The sequence below is a fragment of the Litoreibacter sp. genome, assembly GCF_039974535.1.
Classification (GTDB): Bacteria; Pseudomonadota; Alphaproteobacteria; order Rhodobacterales; family Rhodobacteraceae; genus Litoreibacter.
Map to the genome: position 1 here is coordinate 247,914 of NZ_JBDWIU010000003.1, position 18,757 is coordinate 266,670.

The 18,757-nt window shown below is 56.1% G+C and carries 17 protein-coding genes and 1 tRNA gene; 12 read left to right on the forward strand and 6 right to left on the reverse strand.

What is annotated here, in order from left to right:
* Positions 1-348 precede the first annotated feature (348 nt).
* The 4 genes from ABJN86_RS02320 to pdxH all read right to left on the reverse strand — a co-directional run bounded on the left by ABJN86_RS02320 (position 349) and on the right by pdxH (position 2,234).
* Positions 349-425, reverse strand: a tRNA-Pro gene (locus ABJN86_RS02320).
* Between the two features lie 46 nt (positions 426-471).
* Positions 472-957, reverse strand: coding sequence for a DUF192 domain-containing protein (locus tag ABJN86_RS02325; RefSeq protein ID WP_348364305.1), 486 nt, complete (start codon positions 955-957; stop codon positions 472-474).
* Entirely contained in the window at positions 938-1,468 is a 531-nt protein-coding gene (locus tag ABJN86_RS02330) for a cold shock domain-containing protein (RefSeq protein WP_348364672.1), read from the reverse strand. The genes ABJN86_RS02325 and ABJN86_RS02330 overlap by 20 nt, the downstream gene beginning before the upstream one ends.
* Before the next feature lie 160 nt (positions 1,469-1,628).
* The gene (pdxH, locus tag ABJN86_RS02335) at positions 1,629-2,234 is read right to left on the reverse strand and encodes a pyridoxamine 5'-phosphate oxidase (protein ID WP_348364303.1); all 606 of its coding nucleotides are present in this window, start codon (positions 2,232-2,234) and stop codon (positions 1,629-1,631) included.
* A 239-nt stretch (positions 2,235-2,473) separates the two neighbouring features.
* Here pdxH and fabI point away from each other — a divergent pair, with 239 nt between their 5' ends.
* The 6 genes from fabI to trpE all read left to right on the forward strand — a co-directional run bounded on the left by fabI (position 2,474) and on the right by trpE (position 9,055).
* Complete coding sequence (fabI, locus tag ABJN86_RS02340; RefSeq protein WP_348364302.1) at positions 2,474-3,277, forward strand: enoyl-ACP reductase FabI; 804 nt, start codon at positions 2,474-2,476, stop codon at positions 3,275-3,277.
* A 7-nt stretch (positions 3,278-3,284) separates the two neighbouring features.
* Positions 3,285-3,899 (forward strand): LysE family translocator, encoded by a 615-nt coding sequence (locus ABJN86_RS02345; RefSeq protein WP_348364300.1) that lies wholly within the window; start codon positions 3,285-3,287, stop codon positions 3,897-3,899.
* Positions 3,900-3,913: 14 nt separating this feature from the next.
* Entirely contained in the window at positions 3,914-4,414 is a 501-nt protein-coding gene (gpt, locus tag ABJN86_RS02350; protein WP_348364299.1) for a xanthine phosphoribosyltransferase, read from the forward strand.
* A 23-nt stretch (positions 4,415-4,437) separates the two neighbouring features.
* Positions 4,438-5,616: an aminotransferase gene (locus tag ABJN86_RS02355; protein ID WP_348364670.1), complete on the forward strand. Its 1,179-nt coding sequence runs from the start codon at positions 4,438-4,440 to the stop codon at positions 5,614-5,616.
* Between the two features lie 67 nt (positions 5,617-5,683).
* Entirely contained in the window at positions 5,684-7,540 is a 1,857-nt protein-coding gene (locus ABJN86_RS02360; RefSeq protein WP_348364297.1) for a peptidyl-prolyl cis-trans isomerase, read from the forward strand.
* Between the two features lie 3 nt (positions 7,541-7,543).
* Positions 7,544-9,055 carry an anthranilate synthase component I gene (gene trpE / locus ABJN86_RS02365; protein WP_348364295.1) on the forward strand — a complete coding sequence of 504 codons (1,512 nt, stop codon included), beginning with the start codon at positions 7,544-7,546 and terminating at the stop codon, positions 9,053-9,055.
* 921 nt (positions 9,056-9,976) lie between these two features.
* Here the strand turns inward: trpE and ABJN86_RS02370 are convergent.
* The gene (locus ABJN86_RS02370; protein WP_348364293.1) at positions 9,977-11,557 is read right to left on the reverse strand and encodes a divergent polysaccharide deacetylase family protein; all 1,581 of its coding nucleotides are present in this window, start codon (positions 11,555-11,557) and stop codon (positions 9,977-9,979) included.
* Positions 11,558-11,743: 186 nt separating this feature from the next.
* On the opposite strand from ABJN86_RS02370, the gene ABJN86_RS02375 reads away from it, so the two are divergent.
* The 6 genes from ABJN86_RS02375 (at position 11,744) to lexA (ending at position 16,588) form a co-directional block, all read left to right on the forward strand.
* A complete protein-coding gene (locus ABJN86_RS02375) occupies positions 11,744-12,337 on the forward strand; it encodes an aminodeoxychorismate/anthranilate synthase component II (protein ID WP_348364291.1) in 594 nt (197 codons plus the stop codon).
* Positions 12,334-13,353 carry an anthranilate phosphoribosyltransferase gene (gene trpD, locus ABJN86_RS02380; RefSeq protein ID WP_348364290.1) on the forward strand — a complete coding sequence of 340 codons (1,020 nt, stop codon included), beginning with the start codon at positions 12,334-12,336 and terminating at the stop codon, positions 13,351-13,353. Before ABJN86_RS02375 ends, trpD begins: the two co-directional genes overlap by 4 nt.
* Positions 13,350-14,165, forward strand: coding sequence for an indole-3-glycerol phosphate synthase TrpC (gene trpC / locus ABJN86_RS02385; RefSeq protein ID WP_348364288.1), 816 nt, complete (start codon positions 13,350-13,352; stop codon positions 14,163-14,165). Before trpD ends, trpC begins: the two co-directional genes overlap by 4 nt.
* Position 14,166: 1 nt before the next feature.
* Positions 14,167-14,649 carry a cyclic pyranopterin monophosphate synthase MoaC gene (gene moaC / locus ABJN86_RS02390; RefSeq protein WP_348364286.1) on the forward strand — a complete coding sequence of 161 codons (483 nt, stop codon included), beginning with the start codon at positions 14,167-14,169 and terminating at the stop codon, positions 14,647-14,649.
* On the forward strand, positions 14,646-15,818 hold the full coding sequence (gene glp, locus ABJN86_RS02395) for a gephyrin-like molybdotransferase Glp (RefSeq protein WP_348364285.1): 1,173 nt from the start codon (positions 14,646-14,648) through the stop codon (positions 15,816-15,818). Before moaC ends, glp begins: the two co-directional genes overlap by 4 nt.
* A gap of 83 nt (positions 15,819-15,901) precedes the next feature.
* A complete protein-coding gene (lexA, locus tag ABJN86_RS02400; RefSeq protein ID WP_348364283.1) occupies positions 15,902-16,588 on the forward strand; it encodes a transcriptional repressor LexA in 687 nt (228 codons plus the stop codon).
* 6 nt (positions 16,589-16,594) lie between these two features.
* Here the strand turns inward: lexA and ABJN86_RS02405 are convergent, their stop codons facing one another.
* Positions 16,595-18,694, reverse strand: a complete 2,100-nt coding sequence (locus ABJN86_RS02405) for a ComEC/Rec2 family competence protein (RefSeq protein ID WP_348364282.1) — start codon at positions 18,692-18,694, stop codon at positions 16,595-16,597.
* Positions 18,695-18,757: the final 63 nt, after the last annotated feature.

Here is an 18,757-nt window from a genome sequence, read left to right on the forward strand (position 1 = left end):
CTAAGTGTCGAAATTGGTTCACAGGTGGGTCGAAATTGAAAAACCGTGGGAAACATATGGGTTACCTTCAAAACCTCTCACTTTAAGTGAACTATCCACAGGGTTATCCACAGGTGTGGATGCTCGAAAATAATCAGCTTGTCTATATTTAGGCGGGTTTGCAAAAAAGGCACAATATCTTGCGGTTTGATTTTCTTTTCTGCTGAAAGCTAATTGAAGAAACGCATATAGACACCTACCAGAATCGGCGGATGTGACAAAACAAGCATCAGCGCCTGCTTGGGCGATACCAACGTCGCAATGTGATCTATGGGGAGGATGTCGTCTGCTTATGCAGAGACTTTAAGATGGTCGGGGCGAGAGGATTCGAACCTCCGACCCCCTGTACCCAAAACAGGTGCGCTACCAGGCTGCGCCACGCCCCGACTATCTTGTGCGCTTCCTAACCCCAGTTTCTCCGATTGAAAACCCCTAACCGCAGGGCCAGAGCGCTTCATTTTGATTAAAGCTCGAATGTCTAAGGATATCGCCTTCGGAAATGCCAAATTTAGCTGCCAAACCACCGCCAATTTCTAAAACATGGGTTAAATGGTCCCCGCCATGAATCGCAGATTCGTCGAGTGGCACGGCATTGGGGTGAATTTTGGCGATTCTTCCGCTTGGCTCGACGAAAATCATATCGAGGGGAATCAGTGTGTTGCGCATCCAAAACGAAAGTGGCTGTGGGCGATCATAAACAAACAGCATCCCCGACAGCGTCGGCATGCTTTCACGGTGCATCAAGCCTAAGGCGCGTTCTTGAACGTCGTCAGCTATCTCGATGCGAAAACTCATAGACCCGAAGTCGCCGCGAATGCTCACATGGTCATGATCGCAGCTCTCTGCAAAGCTGGCCCCCGTGAAAAGGGAAGCGAACAGCGCAGCAGTTATAGTGGTTCTATGTGTTTGTAATCGCATGATCCCATGCATGTACTTCAGCGGCCATATCGCCGCGGTCGCCATGGACGACGCGAATGCAGATAGCCTCTCCTGCAAGAAGGTCGGCAAGGCCGCAGCGGTGCAGGACTTCGACGTGAAGGAAGATATCGTTGTTTGATCCATAGGCATTGGCAAATCCGAAGCCCTTGCCCTTGTCAAACCATTTCACCCGCGCGGGGATCAGATCAACGTCTTGTGACCCGCTAATGGCTTCGGTGATGCCTTCTTCATGATCTTTCAACGCCGGAGGTGTAATCGATAGAACCTCTACGGCTTGCAAGCCACGTTCAGTTTTCTGGACGCGCAGCTCAACGTTGCTGGCATCCGCTACGGAGCCCTGTCCAAAATTGCGAAGGACATTGGCGTGCAGGAGAATATCGGGCCCACCTTCATCAGCGACGACAAAGCCAAAGCCCTTCACCGCATCGAACCACTTAACCTGACCGACCACAAAAATTGTGGCGTCAGCGACTTCATTCTCTGTTGTCATCAAAATTGCGTCGAATTTTCCAACGCCTCCAAGACTGCCCATGGAGCCCCCTAACTAAGTATTAAGGTACGTTCTCACATAGTGTGGTTTCAAGATAGGTAAGGGTTTCCTGCCCCTGTGATCGGGGCATGTACGTCAATTACCTTTATATTATCAAAGCTTATGGATTTAGCCTCGTGATTTTCCAAGGCTCGTCGGCACTATCTCGCTCCCAGCGAAACCGGTCATGTAACCGTGCAGCGCCATCGGCCCAAAACTCGATCTCCACGGGGTGAATGCGAAAGCCGCCCCAAAAAGGGGGGCGTGGGGGATTAAGCCCTTTGCTTACAGTCACTTTTGCGACTTCGGCCATTAAGGTCGCGCGCGACTCCAATGGTTGAGATTGCTGTGATGCCCATGCGCCTAAACGACTCTTGAGGGATCGTGATTTATAGTAATCATCCGCCAATTGCCCTTCTTCGCGGCTTACCACACCGCGCACACGGACCTGCCGGCGCAACGACTTCCAGTGCATGACAAATGCAGCGCTCTTCGTGGCATCCAACTCGCGGGCCTTGCTGCTCTCATAGTTGGTGTAGAATACGAAGGCATCATCCTCGATATCCTTGAGCAGAACCATGCGAACATTTGGCATGTCGTTGCTGTCGACAGTCGCCAAGGCGATTGCATTTGGATCATTCGGTTCCGTTGACTCGGCCTCTTTCAGCCATTGTCTGGAAATCTCAAACGGGTCATCTCCCTCAAATTTTCCTGTTCTGTCGATCATAGTGCGCTTTCCCATACGTGCAAAACAGACTTACCGCGCATATTTTAAGGTCTCAACAGCGGTTTCCGCGATTCTGGAATTTCCGTTACGTGTTTTGGGAAACTAATGGTTATTTGGGGGGGATTGAGCGGTATTCTGCTCGCACAGTTATATCGCGGTTCTGTCTCGTGCGGCTTGAAGCACCGATTGCTTTGGCCTAAACCGACCTAAATATAACAAAAGTGGTCTCGGGGAACTTTATGTCTAATGGATTGATGGCGGGCAAGCGTGGCCTGATCATGGGGGTGGCAAACGACAAGTCCATCGCGTGGGGAATTGCGAAAGCTTGTGCGGATCAGGGTGCTGAAATCGCGTTCTCCTATCAAGGGGATGCGTTGTTGAAGCGCGTTCGTCCCTTGGCCGATAGCATTGGCGCCAAACATGTGCTGCCTTGCGACGTAGGTGATGGTGCCTCGATCGATGCGTTGTTTGAGACATTGAAGGAGGACTGGGGCACGCTTGATTTTGTGGTCCACGCCATCGGCTTCTCCGACAAGAACGAATTGCGTGGCCGCTACGTCGACACCAGCGCCGAAAATTTCCGCATGTCGATGGACATTTCGGTCTACTCCTTCACCGCCGTTGCACAGCGCGCCGAGAAGATGATGACTGAAGGCGGCTCCATGCTGACGCTCACCTACTACGGTGCTGAGAAAGTCATGCCGCACTACAACGTCATGGGCGTGGCCAAAGCCGCACTTGAGGCGTCTGTTAAATATCTGGCCGAGGACTTGGGCAAAGACAACATCCGCGTCAACGCCATCTCGGCGGGTACTATTAAAACGCTGGCCGCATCTGGCATTGGCGACTTCCGCTACATTATGAAGTGGAACGAATACAACTCGCCGTTGCGCCGTACCGTAACGCAAGAAGAAGTCGGTAAATCCGCCTTGTACCTGCTGTCTGATCTGGGATCTGCAGTCACCGGCGAAGTTCTGCACGTGGATGCGGGATATCATGTCGTCGGCATGAAGGCCGTGGACGCGCCAGACATAGCGAAATGATCAATAGATGAGCTTTGCGGCCCTTTTCACCATCTGGTTGTTGCACCTCTTCGCTGCAATCAGCCCCGGACCATCGGTCCTGATGTCGGCGCGTGTCGGCGTGGTGCAAGGCATGCGGGCGGGCTTATTCGTCGCCATAGGAATAGGCGTGAGCGCCGTGATTTGGGCGGCCGCCGCGCTATTTGGCTTGGCGATTGTGTTTGAAGCGGCTCCAGCCTTGCTTTGGTCACTCAAGATCGCCGGCGGCGCATATCTGTTGTGGCTTGGGTGGAAGATGTGGAAAAGCGCGGATGCGCCGATTGAACAGGATGACGCCGCCGCCCTGCCCCAAAGTGACTGGTCGGCTTTTCGACTTGGTGTGATCACACAGCTAGCCAACCCCAAACCTGCGATCATGTTCAGTGCGATCTTCCTTGGCACCGTGCCAGAAAGCGCCCCTGTTTGGGTGTACGGCGTCATCTTAGCGCTCGTCTTTGTTAACGACACGCTGTGGAACGTCTTCGTTGCGCGCCTGTTCTCGTTTGACCGGAGCCGCAAGGCTTACCTTGGTCTCAAATCTCGCCTCGACCGCTGCTTTGGTGGTTTGTTGGCCCTTCTAGGCGTGAAAATCGCCGCTACCTAATTGGAGCCCATCCCATGAACGACCGTTTGCCCCACGAAAAAGGCTTTCACATCAGCTGGGATCAAATCCACCGCGATAGCCGCGCATTGGCCTGGCGCTTGGACGGACACGGGCCGGATGACGGCGCATGGCGTGCGGTTGTTGCGATTACCCGTGGTGGGATGGCTCCGGCTATGATTGCGGCACGCGAGTTAGATATTCGCATCGTCGATACAATCTCTGTGAAGTCCTACGACAACCAAACGCAATCCGATGCCGCGGTGTTAAAAAAGCCGGATGACGAGCTGATGGGCGATGGCACGGGCATTCTGATTATCGATGATCTGGTCGATAGTGGTAAAACCCTGGAAATCGTGCGCAGCCTGTACCCCAAGGCCCATTTCGCAACGGTCTACGCGAAGCCAAAAGGCCGCCCGCAGGTTGATACGTTTATCACCGAGGTCTCTCAGGATACGTGGATTTTCTTCCCGTGGGACATGGCCATGCAATACGTGAAGCCTTACCGAGGCGAGTGAACCCCAAGCTGTAAGGCAATATTATTATTATGCAGTTTAATCCCAATATCATGGCGACTTTTCCTCCTCCGGTCATGGAGGCGCGTCGCTGGATTGAAGGGGTTGAATTCCCCGCTGATCGTCCGTTGATCAACGTATCGCAAGCGGCCCCAGTTGATCCGCCCCCTACTGCTTTGCGCGAGGCAATGGCGCAGTTTGTGCTGGAAGACGACGAAACTCACCTCTACGGGCCGGTTTTGGGTTTGCCGGACCTTCGCGCCGAAGTCGCAAGCCAGTGGAATGTGGCCTATGGCGGCGACATCGTCGAGGCCGAGGTCGCCATTACATCGGGCTGCAACCAAGCTTTTGCGGCGATCATCTCAACCTTATGCGCCGCTGGCGACGAGGTGATCCTCCCGACCCCTTGGTATTTCAACCACAAGATGTGGCTTGATATGGGCGCGATCACCGCGACGCCGCTAGAAACGGGCGATGGATTGTTGCCCGATGTTAAGGCCGCTGCGGCGCTGATTACATCTAAAACACGGGCCATCGCATTGGTATCGCCTAATAATCCCGGTGGTGTTGAGTATCCTTCCGAGCTGTTGGGCGCCTTCTTTGATCTGTGTCAGACGCGCGGGATCGCACTGATCGTAGACGAAACCTACCGCGACTTTGATAGCCGAACAGATGCGCCACATGATCTGTTCACGCGCCCCGATTGGGAGCAAACGCTCATCCAGCTCTACTCTTTCTCCAAAGCCTACCGGCTGACCGGACACCGCGTCGGGGCCATGGTGACCTCAATGGCGCGCATGGCGGAGGCCGAAAAATTCCTCGACACAGTTGCGATCTGCCCCAATCAGTTAGGCCAGCGTGCCGCCCTTTGGGGGATGCAAAATCTTGAGGAATGGCTCGGCGAGCAGCGTTCCGAAATTTTGGCAAGACGCGCGGCGATTGACGCACATTTCCCTAAATTGGCTGCCAAGGGCTGGAAGATTCAGGGCAATGGCGCTTACTTCGCGTATGTGACCCATCCGTTTGATGAGCGCTCAGACCTTCTGGCGCAACGTATGGTGCATGATATTGGCGTTCTGTGTCTGCCGGGTACAATGTTTGTGCCGGAAGGGGATCCGTCAGGGGACAAATCCTTGCGCATAGCCTTTGCAAATATCGACGCACAGGGCATTGCACAGTTATTTGAACGCATGGAAACCCTGTGATCCGCTTGCCCCGCTCTTTGCAACGGTCTAACAGGTTTTAACGGGTATTCTTCTGGGAAGGTAAGACATGGCCAAGTCAGGCAAATCTAGCGCGTCGCGCATTGCGGTTTGGGGCATTTTGCTCCTTTTGGTTTTGGGCCTTGCAGGCTTTGGCGCGGGTGGCTTAGGTGGCAATATCACCACCATCGGCAGCGTTGGGGAGACCCCAATTACCGTCCAAGAATACCAGCAAAGCTTGCAGCAGGAAATGAACCTGGAAACGCAACGCCGTCAGCAACGGGTTTCCATGCAAGTTGCTTTGCAAGAAGGGCTGGACGTCCGCGCCCGTGAACGCATCGCAGGCATTGCCGCACTTAGCGAAGAAGCACGTGTCCTTGGCATATCGGTAGGCGATGACGAAGTTCTGAGCCAGCTGCAACAAGTACCTGCATTCCAAGGCCCCAGTGGTACGTTTGATCGCGAAAGCTATGAGTTTGCGCTGGAACGCAACCAGACCCGCCCTGCCGAGTTTGAGGATTCCCTTCGCCTGACCGCAGCACGCCAGTTGTTGCAGCAATCAGTCACTGGTGGTTTGACCGTTAACAACGGGTACGCCGAGACGATTTATGGCTACCTTGGCCAGCGCCGCTCCTTTCGTTGGGCAACCTTGAGTGAGGACCTGCTGGAAACACCCAACGCAGTGCCTACGGACGCGCAGCTGAGCGAGTACCATTCCGAGAATGCAGCGCAGTTTGAAACTCCTGAGATCCGCAAGGTCAGTTACGCTTGGTTAACGCCGACTATGCTCGAAGGTAGCATCACGCCGAACGAGGACGAATTGCGCGCGCTCTATGAAGAACGCTCCAACGAGTTCAACCAACCCGAACGCCGCATTGTTGAGCGTTTGGGCTTTGCTGACCAAGCCGCCGCCGAGGCTGCAAAAACCCAATTGGATGCGGGCGAAGTGACCTTTGATGAGCTTGTCACAGAGCGCGGATTGACGTTGGATGACGTCGACCAAGGCGAATTGGCACGTGACGATTTGGATGGCCCTATAGCGGATGCTGTATTTGCGCTGACTGAGCCAGGTATCTCGGCACCGGTTGAGACATCTTTGGGCCCTGCCCTTTACCGTATCAACGCTGTTCTTGAGGCACGTGAGATCACCTTTGAAGATGTGCGTGACGAATTGGTTGAACAAGCAACCGCTGATCAAGCGCGCCGCGAGGTTTTGAACCGCTTGGACGAAGTCGACGACCTGCTGGCTGGCGGTGCTACCTTGGAAGAGCTGGGCGAGGACACCGATTTGGAGTTCGCCCAGATCGATTTCTCTGCTGGTTTGACGGATGGGATTGCTGGATACGATAATTTCCGTGAGGAAGTTGCCCGCATGAACGAAGGCGACTTCCCCGAGGCCCGTGAACTATCCGACGGAGGCATCTTCGCCGCCCGTTTGGAAGAGGTCGTCTCCCCAACAGTCCCGCCATTGTCAGACATCCGTGAAGACGTTGTGGCTGCTTGGAACGTCAGCGAAACCCAACGTCGTTTGACGCAAATGGGTGAAGAGCTGAAGGCCAAGGTAGATTCCGGTCAAGCCATGGAAGACTTAGGCCTGACAGCTAGAACCGAAACAGACCGTGGCCGCACGGAGTTTGTGGAAGGCGTCTCTGGCGCGTTGTTGGTTGGGGTCTTTGACATCAAAGATGCCCCGCAGACGGTTATCATCCCATCCGACGATGGCACGATGTTGGTCAAGTTGCTGGATATCTCCGCCCCTGACCTCACCACTGATGAGGCGCAAACATTCCTGACACAGCTGTCCCAACAAGGCAGCGCCGGTATGGCCGCTGACGTGTATGAGTTTTACGGGCAAAGCGTTCAAACGCGCCACGGGCTTAGCTTGGATCAAGTGGCCATCAACGCCGTGAACGCGAGTATTCATTAACCTATGAAGCTGTTTCCCGAATATGACGATTTCGCCAAACGGTTTGACGCTGGCGAAAATCAGGTGGTCTATACGCGACTGGCCGCTGACCTAGATACGCCTGTGTCTTTGATGCTGAAACTCACGGCAGCCCAGCCCGACAGCTTTGTGCTGGAATCGGTCACTGGCGGCGAAGTGCGCGGACGCTATTCCATCATCGGCATGAAGCCGGATTTGATCTGGCGTTGTCGCGGTGAGACGAGCGAGCTGAACCGCTCCGCGCGATTTGACCGTGAAGCGTTTGAGCCATGTGAAAGCGATCCGCTCACGGCCTTGCGTGAAGTCTTGGCCGAAAGCCGCATCGATTTACCTGACGGTCTACCAGCGGCCTCCGCAGGGTTGTTTGGCTATTTGGGCTACGACATGATCCGCTTGGTGGAGCATCTGCCGAATGTAAACCCCGACCCGCTTGGCCTGCCCGACGCAATCATGCAACGCCCCTCCGTTGTGGTGGTGCTGGACGGCGTCAAAGGCGAAGTGATCGTGGTAAGCCCCGCGTGGGCATCAGGCGGGCAATCCGCACGGGCAGCCTACGCGCAAGCCGCAGAGCGCGTCATGGATGCGGTTCGCGATCTGGACCGCCCCGTTCCCACAGAAGCCCGCGATTTGGGCCAAGAAGAAACCACGTCAGAGCCCGTGTCGAACTTCACCTACGACGGCTATCTTGGCGCGGTTGAGAAGGCCAAGGAATACATCCGCGCAGGCGACATCTTCCAAGTGGTGCCTTCGCAACGCTGGACGCAAGACTTCCCGCTGCCGCCCTTCTCGCTCTACCGCGCGTTGCGCCGCACAAACCCCTCGCCATTTATGTTTTACTTCAACATGGGTGGCTTCCAGATCGTCGGCGCTAGTCCCGAAATTCTAGTCCGCGTGTTTGACCGCGAAGTTACAATCCGCCCCATCGCAGGCACTCGCAAACGCGGGGCCACGCCTGAGGAAGACCTCGCATTAGAAGAAGATCTTCTAGCTGACCAAAAAGAGCTGGCCGAGCATCTGATGCTGCTGGATTTGGGTCGCAATGACACGGGCAAAGTCTCAAAGATCGGCACCGTCAAACCAACCGAGAAGTTCATCATCGAGCGCTACAGCCACGTGATGCACATCGTCTCCAATGTGACGGGTGAGTTGGCCGAAGACCAAGATGCATTGTCTGCCCTGCTGTCTGGCCTGCCTGCGGGCACAGTGTCTGGCGCGCCAAAGGTCCGCGCGATGGAAATCATCGACGAGCTGGAGCCAGAGAAGCGTGGCGTCTACGGCGGTGGCTGCGGGTATTTCTCAGCCAATGGAGACATGGACATCTGCATCGCGTTGCGCACTGGCGTGATCAAGGACGAGAAGCTTTACGTGCAAGCTGGCGGCGGCGTTGTGTATGACAGCGATCCGGCGGCCGAGTTTGAAGAAACCGTCAATAAGTCCAATGCCTTGCGCATGGCCGCGCGGGAAGCGGGGCTATTCCTAAAGGGCGGCAATAGCTGAGATGCGGTGAAGCTCTAGTAGTAAGGACCCGATATTATTCCTTTCTGGCAGTATTGACATTCCTTTGACCCCGCTCGAGCTGTCAGCGGTCGTTGGTGTCTAGTATAGCGAACGGCAGGTTTGAGCCCATTTTGCTGAATTTCTGCAACGCCGCGAATGTCCGATCTTTTGAGTTAGCTCGTTCGCTGATAGTCTCTTTGGCATGTATATTTCGCAATACCTTGAGACCCCAAGACTCATTCTGCGCCCACTCTTGGCACGAGACGTTTTGTTCTTTTACCGCTTAGTCGGCAACCAGGAAGTTCGGCGATTTCTTGGAGGTCCGGTGCCTTGGAAGCAAAGACTTCCATGCTTCCGGTCCTATCTGTGCAGTCCAGCAGACGTAGGTATTTGGATCGTCCAGACCCGACAGTATAGTAAACCGGTGGGGTTGATCGATTTAAGTCCTCACAAAGATGGTAAGGACTATGAGATTTCATACCAATTTCATCCAGAGGGGTGGGGCAACGGATTTGCTCGGGAAGCAACAGCCTGCGTGGTTCAGCACTCACTTACCGGTTCAAGGCAGGATCGAATTATTGCTGAAACGCAAAGTGCGAACCTTGCATCATGTCGGCTGTTAGAACACCTCAAAATGGTAGAATTGAAACGGCTTCAAAGATTTGGCGCAGAGCAAGTAATTTTCGCCATTCAAAGTTCTGGTACGTATAGCAGTCACTCAGGGGATGAGAGCCGATAGTCGCTAAGTCCCGCACCGCGGCCAACTAAGCATCACATGATGAATGTCGGCTTTCTCATTGGTGTTTGAAGGAATGTCTATGCTGCCAAAAAGGAAACTTGGCTGCGCAACTCGAAAATACCCCCCCAAGTTTCATTGCATTCTTTGAGCTGAAAAAAGAACTATTATGAGTTCCTGATCACCTAAGGGGCTTCATCTGCCAGCATCACCGCAGAAACTGGGACCATTGCTATGCCGGATTCCTTCTTCTCAAGAACCCATTCAACAATGGCCTTCACGGTCTCAGGATAGCTGCGCCCCACGACGACGACCTTCCCATCACGGTTGGCATTGAATGCAGCGCGGTCAAGGTAGCGTTTGATCTTGGGACCCTCTTCCAGATCGGCGTCGAGCACGCGGAAAACCGTGGCCGCAGGAATGTCCTCGCGACGTGCGGCCTGCTGGGCCGTATTTAACCCACGGTCGTATGTGATCAGCCCGTGGCCACTGTTGCGAATTGCGCCAAGTACCGGTTGCAGCAAGCTCCGGTTTGATTGAATGCGGCCATCTAAGGGGTCCATGATGCCAACCGACTGTGGAAGATTGGTAAAATAGGCCTCCACGGCGACAGCAACATCACTTGGCGATGATGCCGTGGGCAACTCATTCGCGATTGCGACGATCTCGATGCCTGCGCCTCGGTAGGCTTCCATGATTTCTTGGGCGTTATCCGCTGTTGGATCAATCGCAATGGTAACAGGCACCGAAAGCTGCAACAGGTCTTCGCGCGGGATGCCATCTTCGCCGCTGTCGATCAAGATAACGCCAAACAGAGCCTTGCCTTCAATTCCCTCAACCGTGGTGCCATAGGTGCGCAATGCCCCAAGGTCGACATCGGCTTCAGGTGAAATGGTGGAAGTGTCAGATGGCGCTTCGGGCTCAGGCGCCCCTGCGCCATTGATACTTGGCAAACGGTTGGTCACGACACTGGAATCCACGGTCGGGAGCGTGATCGGAGTATCAGCGGAGGCGATCTCGGCCCCGCCAATGACATCAGGTGTCGTGATTGTGGGAAGCTTTGGTGCACTTGGTGCTGCGGCGGTTTCTTCCGCCGGTTGTTCCGTGCCAATGACTGTGGGCGCTTCTAGCGCGCTTGGCTGAACTGTCGGCGAGACTGTGCTGCCGGTTACCTCAGTGCTTGGGGCGCTTTGTGCTGCGGTCGTTTGCTCATCGGTTTCAGTGACTGCCGCAGGCGCAGATTCTGGATCAGCACGTGCGACCACGATCTCGTCGCCGGTCTCGGCTTGAACGGAGGGAGTGTCTGACAACAGGCCGGACGCTCGCGCATCGGAGCTGGCAATTTCAGCCGTTGGACTATCGGCGCCTTCGACCGATGGGCTGCCCTCTAGGGTTGGCAATTGCGCAGCGGCCTGGGCTGTGTCCGCTTCGGATGCAGTTACTTCGGGTTCGACGACCTCAGCCTCAACCACTTCTGCTTCCTCTGGCACGTCCGCAGGGTTCGCTTCCGCAAGGTCTGCAGCTACGACGGGCGCGGTATTGTCTTGGGGTTCTGCGGCTACAGTTTCGCTGAGGTTTGCCTCAGGTGCCGCATTTTTGCCTGAGGCCTCCGGCGTGACGGCCTCGGACTGCTGGGTCTCGACATCGACCACCGGAGCCGACGCAATCGGATCTTTCGCAAGCGGCGCGTATAGAGACAACATGGCCATAACGACCGTGCCTACAAATCCGCCAGAAACTAGTCCTGCACCAATACCTTTAACCATCGCTGTGATCCTCGCCCGACCAATTGCCTGTGTTTCCTCAAAGCATAGGCCTATTTTGAGACGTTTTCGCCCCTATTGTTTAAGATCACCCGTCATAAGCGGCCTTGACCCCAGCCCGTAGCTCTGAGCATTTATACCTCGACACGGAAGGCACTGGAAAGCTCTTTCGGAGCAAAGGGTAAGATGATGCTGCTATTGATCGATAATTACGACAGTTTCACCTATAACTTGGTGCATTTTTTCGGAGAGTTGGGCGCGGATGTGAAGGTTGTGCGCAATGATGCGATCGATGTCCAGGCCGCGATGGGTCTAAACCCGCGCGGGATTGTGCTTAGCCCTGGCCCCAAAACGCCCACCGATGCTGGCATCTGTCTGGCGCTTACAGCGGCGGCGGCAGAAACCAAGACGCCGCTGTTTGGCGTGTGCTTGGGTCATCAAACCATTGGCGAGGCCTTTGGCGGCAAGGTCGTGCGCCACTCCGAGATCGTGCATGGCAAGATGGGCCGCTACATCCACGAGGACAAATCGGTCTTCAAGGGCCTGCCTTCCCCGTTTGAAGCCACGCGCTACCACTCATTGGTGGTGGAGCGCGACAGCCTGCCGGACGAATTGGAGGTCACGGCCACTTTGGAAGACGGCACCATCATGGGCCTGCAACATCGCGAACTGCCCATTCACGGGGTCCAATTCCACCCGGAAAGCATCGCGTCTGAGCATGGACACCAGATGCTACAGAACTTCCTTGATATTCTGCCCAACAAAGCCGGAGTAGCAGCATGAGCGACAGCTTAAAACCGCTCATCGGGATCGCCGCTGATCGTGCTTTAACGCGCAGTGAAGCTGAGGTCGCATTTGAGGTGTTGTTTAACGGCGAAGCCACGCCAAGCCAGATCGGCGGTTTGCTGATGGCGCTACGTACTCGCGGCGAGACGGTGGATGAATTCTCCGCTGCTGCTGCGGTGATGCGGTCCAAATGCAATGCGGTCGTAGCCCCCGAAGGTGCGATGGATATCGTCGGTACCGGCGGCGACGGCAAATGTACGCTGAACATCTCCACTGCGACGGCCTTCGTTGTCGCGGGTGCCGGCGTTGTTGTCGCCAAGCATGGCAACCGCAATCTATCGTCCAAGTCTGGTGCCGCCGATGCGCTTGGGCAAATGGGTATCAACGTCATGGTTGGTGCCGACGTGGTGGCCGAGGCGATCAAAAACATCGGCATCGGCTTCATGATGGCGCCAATGCACCACCCCGCGATTGCCCATGTCATGCCAACGCGCGCAGAGCTTGGGACGCGCACGATTTTCAACATCCTTGGCCCTCTGACCAACCCCGCTGGCGTGACGCGCCAACTGACGGGAGCATTCTCCGCCGAGTTGATCCGCCCCATGGCCGAGACTTTGTTGGCCCTTGGCTCCGAGAAAGCATGGCTGGTGCACGGCGGCGACGGCACGGACGAGCTGGCGATTTCTGCGCCCTCCAAAGTGGCTGTGCTGGAAAACGGCACCGTGCACGACATGGAAGTGGCCCCTGAAGACGCGGGCCTGACGCCGCACCCGTTTGAGGACATCATCGGCGGCACCCCTGCGGAAAACGCGGTGGCGTTCCGTGCGTTGCTCGCCGGAGAGGCGTCGGCCTACCGTGACGCAGTATTGTTGAACTCCGCCGCCGCTTTAGTTGTCGCCGAGAAAGCCGCCAACTTGCCTGAGGGTGTTGAGATGGCCCGCGAAAGCATCGACAGCGGCGCTGCCAAATCCAAGGTGGATGCCTTGGCCAAACTCACTTCGGAGGCCGTATGAGCACCCCAACCGTTCTAGAAAAGATCAAAGCCTACAAACTTGAAGAAGTGGCCGCTCGCAAAGCGGAACGCAGCTTTGAGCAGGTGGAAGCAGACGCCGCCAACGCCCCTGCCCCACGTGGCTTTGCCAAGGCTCTAAGCGAAGCCGCTCGCAGCGGATATGCGCTGATAGCCGAGATCAAGAAAGCCAGCCCATCGAAAGGTGTAATCCGCGAAGACTTTGATGTGCCGGCCTTGGCCCGTGCCTATGCCGACGGCGGGGCCACCTGCCTGAGCATCTTGACCGATGCGCCGTCCTTCCAAGGCGCGGACGAGTTCTTGGTCGCCGCCCGTGAAGCCTGCGATCTACCAGTTCTGCGCAAGGATTTCCTCTACGATACCTACCAAGTCTATGAGGCCCGCGCCCTTGGGGCCGACTGCATTCTTATCATCATGGCCTCCGTGGACGACGCCTTGGCGCATGAGCTTGAAGCGGCCGCGATCAAGCTGGGCATGGATGTCTTGGTCGAGGTTCACAACAAAGAAGAGTTGGAACGCGCCCTGATGTTGAAAAGTCCCCTGTTGGGGATCAACAACCGCAACTTGCACAACTTTGATGTCACCTTGGACACCACCCGCGAATTGGCGCGTCTGGTTCCCGAGGATAAGTTGATCGTGGCCGAAAGCGGATTGTTTGAGCCAAGTGATTTGTCCGATCTCGCCCGCTATGGCGCGCGCAGCTTCCTGATCGGTGAAAGCCTGATGCGCCAAGACGATGTGACCGCCGCGACGCGCCACATCCTGAGCGACAAACCCCAAGCAGGTGGTCTTTAAGATGCCCGAGCTGACCCATTTTGACGGTGACGGCCATGCCCATATGGTCGATGTGTCGAACAAAGAGGTGACGTCGCGCGTGGCGGTGGCCGAAGGTTGGGTGAAGATGCTGCCCGAAACCTTCGCCTTGATCACCGAAGGGCGCGCTAAGAAGGGTGATGTGCTGAGCGTGGCGCGTTTGGCTGGGATCATGGGGGCTAAGAAGTGCTCCGATCTGATCCCGCTGTGCCACCCGTTGCCCATCACCAAGGTTGCCGTTGAGATGATCCCAGATGCGTCACTGCCCGGCATACGGATTGAGGCCACGGTGAAAACCACCGGCCAAACCGGCGTCGAGATGGAGGCGCTCACTGCCGTCTCCACCGCAGCGCTGACAGTCTACGACATGGTGAAGGCCGCCGAGAAAACCATGGAGATTTGCGACATTCGCTTGGTGCGTAAAGAAGGCGGCAAGTCGGGTCTGTTCGAGGCACCACGCGGATGATTTCGGTGGCTGAGGCCCTAAGGGCAGTTCTCAAGCTCGGCACGCCCACTGACATTGAAATGGTGCCGTTGATACAAGCCGACGGGCGCATGTTGGCCCAAGATGTGACTGCCACCCGCGAGCAGCCTCCCTTTGCGGCCTCAGCCATGGACGGCTACGCTATACCGACCACGGACGCCGCCCAAGGCGACAGTTTCACCGTGATCGGAGAGGCCGCCGCGGGGCACCGTTTTGACAGCGCCGTCACCTCAGGCCAAGCAGTTCGTATCTTCACAGGTGCGCCGCTGCCCGAAGGGGCAACGCGAGTCATCATCCAAGAAGACGTAATCCGTGACGGCGACACGATCACCCTGCGCGCAAACGTGGATGCGGGGACCCATATTCGCCCCTCCGGTGGGGATTTCAAATTCGGCGACACGATCTCCGCCCCTCGGCTGCTGACCCCATCTGACGTGGCTTTGTTGGCCTCTATGAACATCGCCAACGTTCCCGTGCGGCGCAGGCCTGTCGTGGCCGTCATCGCGACGGGGGATGAATTGGTGCAAGCGGGCGAGACACCGCGCGACGACCAGATAATCGCGTCTAACTCCTTGGGCCTTGCCGCGATGTTTCGTCGTGCAGGGGCCGAGGCGCGTATTCTGCCCATCGCCAAAGACACGCCCGCATCGCTTGAGATGGCGTTGTCCTTGGCCAAGGGCGCTGATCTTTTGGTGACCATCGGTGGCGCGTCCGTGGGTGACCACGATATTGTGGCGGAGGTCGCAGGCTCGCTTGGCCTAGAGCGCGAGTTCTACAAAGTTGCCATGCGCCCCGGAAAGCCGCTGATGGCGGGCAAGATTGATGGTATGGCGATGGTTGGGCTGCCGGGTAATCCGGTGTCTTCCATGGTGTGCGGCGAGATATTTATCCGCCCGCTGATTGATCGCTTCCTTGGTCTGACCGCAGGCCCACGCGCACGGGTATTCGTTCCACTTGCTCAACCCATGGGCGCCAACAAACAGCGTGAGCATTACATGCGCGCGGTTATTGCGGACGGTGCGGTCACAGCATTTGAGCGCCAAGACAGCTCGCTCCTAAGTGTTTTGGCCAGCGCCAACGCCCTGATTGTGCGTCCGCCCAATGATCCAGCACGCCAAATTGGGGAGCTGGTAGAGGTCATAACCCTCTAGGCGTTGACACAAAGCGAGAACAGCAGTAGAACATTGGAGAACATGGCGCGATTTATGCGTCGGTATCAGGGAGTTCTAAGACAATGCTGACGAAGAAACAGCTAGACCTGTTGAAATTCATCCACACCCGCATTCAACGCGACGGCGTGCCACCTTCATTTGATGAAATGAAGGACGCGTTGGACCTGCGCTCCAAATCCGGCATTCACCGTTTGATCACCGCGCTAGAAGAACGTGGCTTCATTCAGCGCCTCGCCCATAAGGCGCGGGCCTTGGAAATCGTTAAGCTGCCAGATGCCATCGACAGCGGCGGCTTTAAGCCACGGGTCATTGAGGGCGACCGCCCTGCCCCCAATCCCAACGCCGTCGCCCTTGAGGCAGTGCACGCCATGGAAGTGCCAGTGATGGGCCGAATTGCAGCGGGTACGCCGATTGAGGCGATTAGCGAGATATCGCATCACGTGGCTGTTCCGGGATCTATGATGGCGGGGGCTGGTCACCATTACGCGCTGGAAGTCAAAGGCGACTCGATGATTGAGGCCGGAATTAACGACGGTGATGTCGTTGTGATCCGCGAGCAAATTACCGCGAATAACGGCGATATCGTTGTTGCTTTGGTCGAGGATCAGGAGGCCACGCTGAAACGCTTCCGCCGTCACGGCTCCTCCATTGCGCTGGAGCCTGCCAACTCCGCCTATGAGACCCGCGTTTTGCCGGACAATATGGTGAAAGTTCAGGGACGCTTGGTCGGACTTATCCGCTCTTACTAAGTGATTTCACTTTGCCACCCACAGCCGGTCGCCTTGCCGCGATCGGCTGTTCTCATGTCTGAGTTTTGAATTTTCCAAGTATATAGCAACGGAGCCATGGGTTTTGAAATCAAGCGCAGTCCAACCCTCGCATCCATTTGGCAGCTCAGTCTCTACCCGTGGTAGAATGACCAGATCAAACTCTGCGCAGTAGGCAATTTCGTCGATCTTATCCGGATTTGCGGCGTTAAATCCAAAACGTTGCCCCGACAGGTTTACTTCTAACAGATTAGCCTCGAACCCTGACCGCGCTGCGGCTTGGGCTTGATCCGACTTATCCCCATCATTCTCCAGCCAAACGCGGGCTGCGAACCCGTCTCCTTTGGGTTTGTTCAACCCGCGTACACCGTTTTTCAAAATACCAATCAGGCGGCCACTCTCTGCGATAAGGACAATGGGGCGTTCTTGTTTGACCCAGAGCACACAGGCCAAAGCGATTGGCACGAGCCCCACTACGCGCCCTACCCCTTGCCATATACATAACGTCAATCCGCCCAATGAGATAAGCGGCAATACCCATGGGTTGGGTGCTATGATGGCACTTGTGCTGCCATCTAGGTTTGCCACGAATTGCGAGACGCCCAGTATCCATGACAGGCCCTGTTCCATGACCCAAAGGCCTGCGTACTCCCCCCCCAGTGGCGTCAGAACAGCCGCAATCAAGGCGCCTGGCATGACGACAAACCCCATTACCGGCACGGACAATAAATTCGCCAGTAGCCCGTAATGCGCCAATTGATTGAAATGGGCGGCGCCAAAGGGCGCTGTGGCGGCTCCTGCAATGAATGAAGACAACAGCAAGGCCACAAACCCCCTCATCCAGCGCGGTAAGCCAAGCATGGTGCCGCGATCTCTGAGATAACCAAACACCGCGACTAAGGCTGTGGTTGCGGCGAAGGACATCTGAAATCCTGGTCCCACAAGGGATTGGGGGGCGAGGACGAGGATGATCAAACCAGCGATTGCCACTGCACGCAGTGACAGGGCTGGCCGCTCCACACAGATGGCGAGTAACATCACCGAAACCATAATGAACGCGCGTTGCGTCGCGACGTTCGCACCTGAGATGCCGAGATATAAAATGGCGGCGATTAACGCGGAGATTGCTGCTATCTTTTGAACAGGCAGCCGAACTGCGGCCTTAGGCACAGTGCTCAACATGAGCCTTACAATGAAAAACACAGCCCCCGTTAGAAGCCCCATATGTAGCCCTGAGATGGCTAGTAAATGCGCGAGGTTCGAGGCCCGCAAGGTCTCCAGCAGATTCTGATCCAAACTAGACCGGTCCCCTGTGACGATAGCTGCGGCGAAGGGGCCTTCAGTTGCGCTCATTCGATCTTGAATGCCTTGCGACAAAGACCGTCGGACGCGGTGTAGTGCCAGCCCCCAACTTGATTGCTTTGCGTCCATTGAGCGAAGTACAGGGTTACGGGTATATCCAAGAGCGCCAATTTGCTGAAACCAAAGATGGCGTTGAAAGTCGAAGCCCCCTGGCTCCACTGGTCCCGAAGGCGGCCCAAGGTGACCCGTCGTCATCACATAATCGCCCAGCCCAATTGGGATCGGCAGGGTTGGGCCATGCAACGAAACACGCACATGTTTGGGCGTTCTTTTAGGCGGCACACGCGAGAGATTAACCTGATCAAGCGTCAGACGGGGCTTTTGTGATGCGGAGGTGTCGATCGCGACCACTCGTCCCTCGATTGGGCCATAGTAGCGGTAGGACAAAACTGGTGCGGCCAAGCGATGTGAATGGAAGCTCGCAACACATAGGCCCGAAATGACCAAGCTGACGCCCCAAACAACTACTATGAGACCGCGTGATCTTGCATATCCGCGGACCAGTACAAATGCCCACATAAAGGCAACCATGAACGCTGCCCCAGCGAGGGCTTCCCAAGCTGGCTCTCCCTTGAGAGAAAAGTATAGCCCAACGCCGATGCCGAATGCGACAGGCGACCATGTGAACAAATGCCTGTGCTGTTTCCCGACGTCATCGCTGATCAGTTGGAAAACCCGCTTTCGGCCGGACAATTGATCGGGGTCACCTGCCCTTGTCTCTATCACGTCAATTGCCTAAACCTGATCGCAAATGGGTCAGCCAGTCTGGCCTAGCCTTCAAGGGCAGAT

What these genes read in the sequence shown, in the direction of transcription:
- ABJN86_RS02325 (WP_348364305.1), bottom strand. Translation starts at nt 957, where the DNA reads ATGCGATTACAAACACATAGAACCACTATAACTGCTGCGCTGTTCGCT.
- ABJN86_RS02330 (WP_348364672.1), bottom strand. Translation starts at nt 1,468, where the DNA reads ATGACAACAGAGAATGAAGTCGCTGACGCCACAATTTTTGTGGTCGGT.
- pdxH (WP_348364303.1), bottom strand. Translation starts at nt 2,234, where the DNA reads ATGATCGACAGAACAGGAAAATTTGAGGGAGATGACCCGTTTGAGATT.
- fabI (WP_348364302.1), top strand. Translation starts at nt 2,474, where the DNA reads ATGTCTAATGGATTGATGGCGGGCAAGCGTGGCCTGATCATGGGGGTG.
- ABJN86_RS02345 (WP_348364300.1), top strand. Translation starts at nt 3,285, where the DNA reads ATGAGCTTTGCGGCCCTTTTCACCATCTGGTTGTTGCACCTCTTCGCT.
- gpt (WP_348364299.1), top strand. Translation starts at nt 3,914, where the DNA reads ATGAACGACCGTTTGCCCCACGAAAAAGGCTTTCACATCAGCTGGGAT.
- ABJN86_RS02360 (WP_348364297.1), top strand. Translation starts at nt 5,684, where the DNA reads ATGGCCAAGTCAGGCAAATCTAGCGCGTCGCGCATTGCGGTTTGGGGC.
- trpE (WP_348364295.1), top strand. Translation starts at nt 7,544, where the DNA reads ATGAAGCTGTTTCCCGAATATGACGATTTCGCCAAACGGTTTGACGCT.
- ABJN86_RS02370 (WP_348364293.1), bottom strand. Translation starts at nt 11,557, where the DNA reads ATGGTTAAAGGTATTGGTGCAGGACTAGTTTCTGGCGGATTTGTAGGC.
- ABJN86_RS02375 (WP_348364291.1), top strand. Translation starts at nt 11,744, where the DNA reads ATGCTGCTATTGATCGATAATTACGACAGTTTCACCTATAACTTGGTG.
- trpD (WP_348364290.1), top strand. Translation starts at nt 12,334, where the DNA reads ATGAGCGACAGCTTAAAACCGCTCATCGGGATCGCCGCTGATCGTGCT.
- trpC (WP_348364288.1), top strand. Translation starts at nt 13,350, where the DNA reads ATGAGCACCCCAACCGTTCTAGAAAAGATCAAAGCCTACAAACTTGAA.
- moaC (WP_348364286.1), top strand. Translation starts at nt 14,167, where the DNA reads ATGCCCGAGCTGACCCATTTTGACGGTGACGGCCATGCCCATATGGTC.
- glp (WP_348364285.1), top strand. Translation starts at nt 14,646, where the DNA reads ATGATTTCGGTGGCTGAGGCCCTAAGGGCAGTTCTCAAGCTCGGCACG.
- lexA (WP_348364283.1), top strand. Translation starts at nt 15,902, where the DNA reads ATGCTGACGAAGAAACAGCTAGACCTGTTGAAATTCATCCACACCCGC.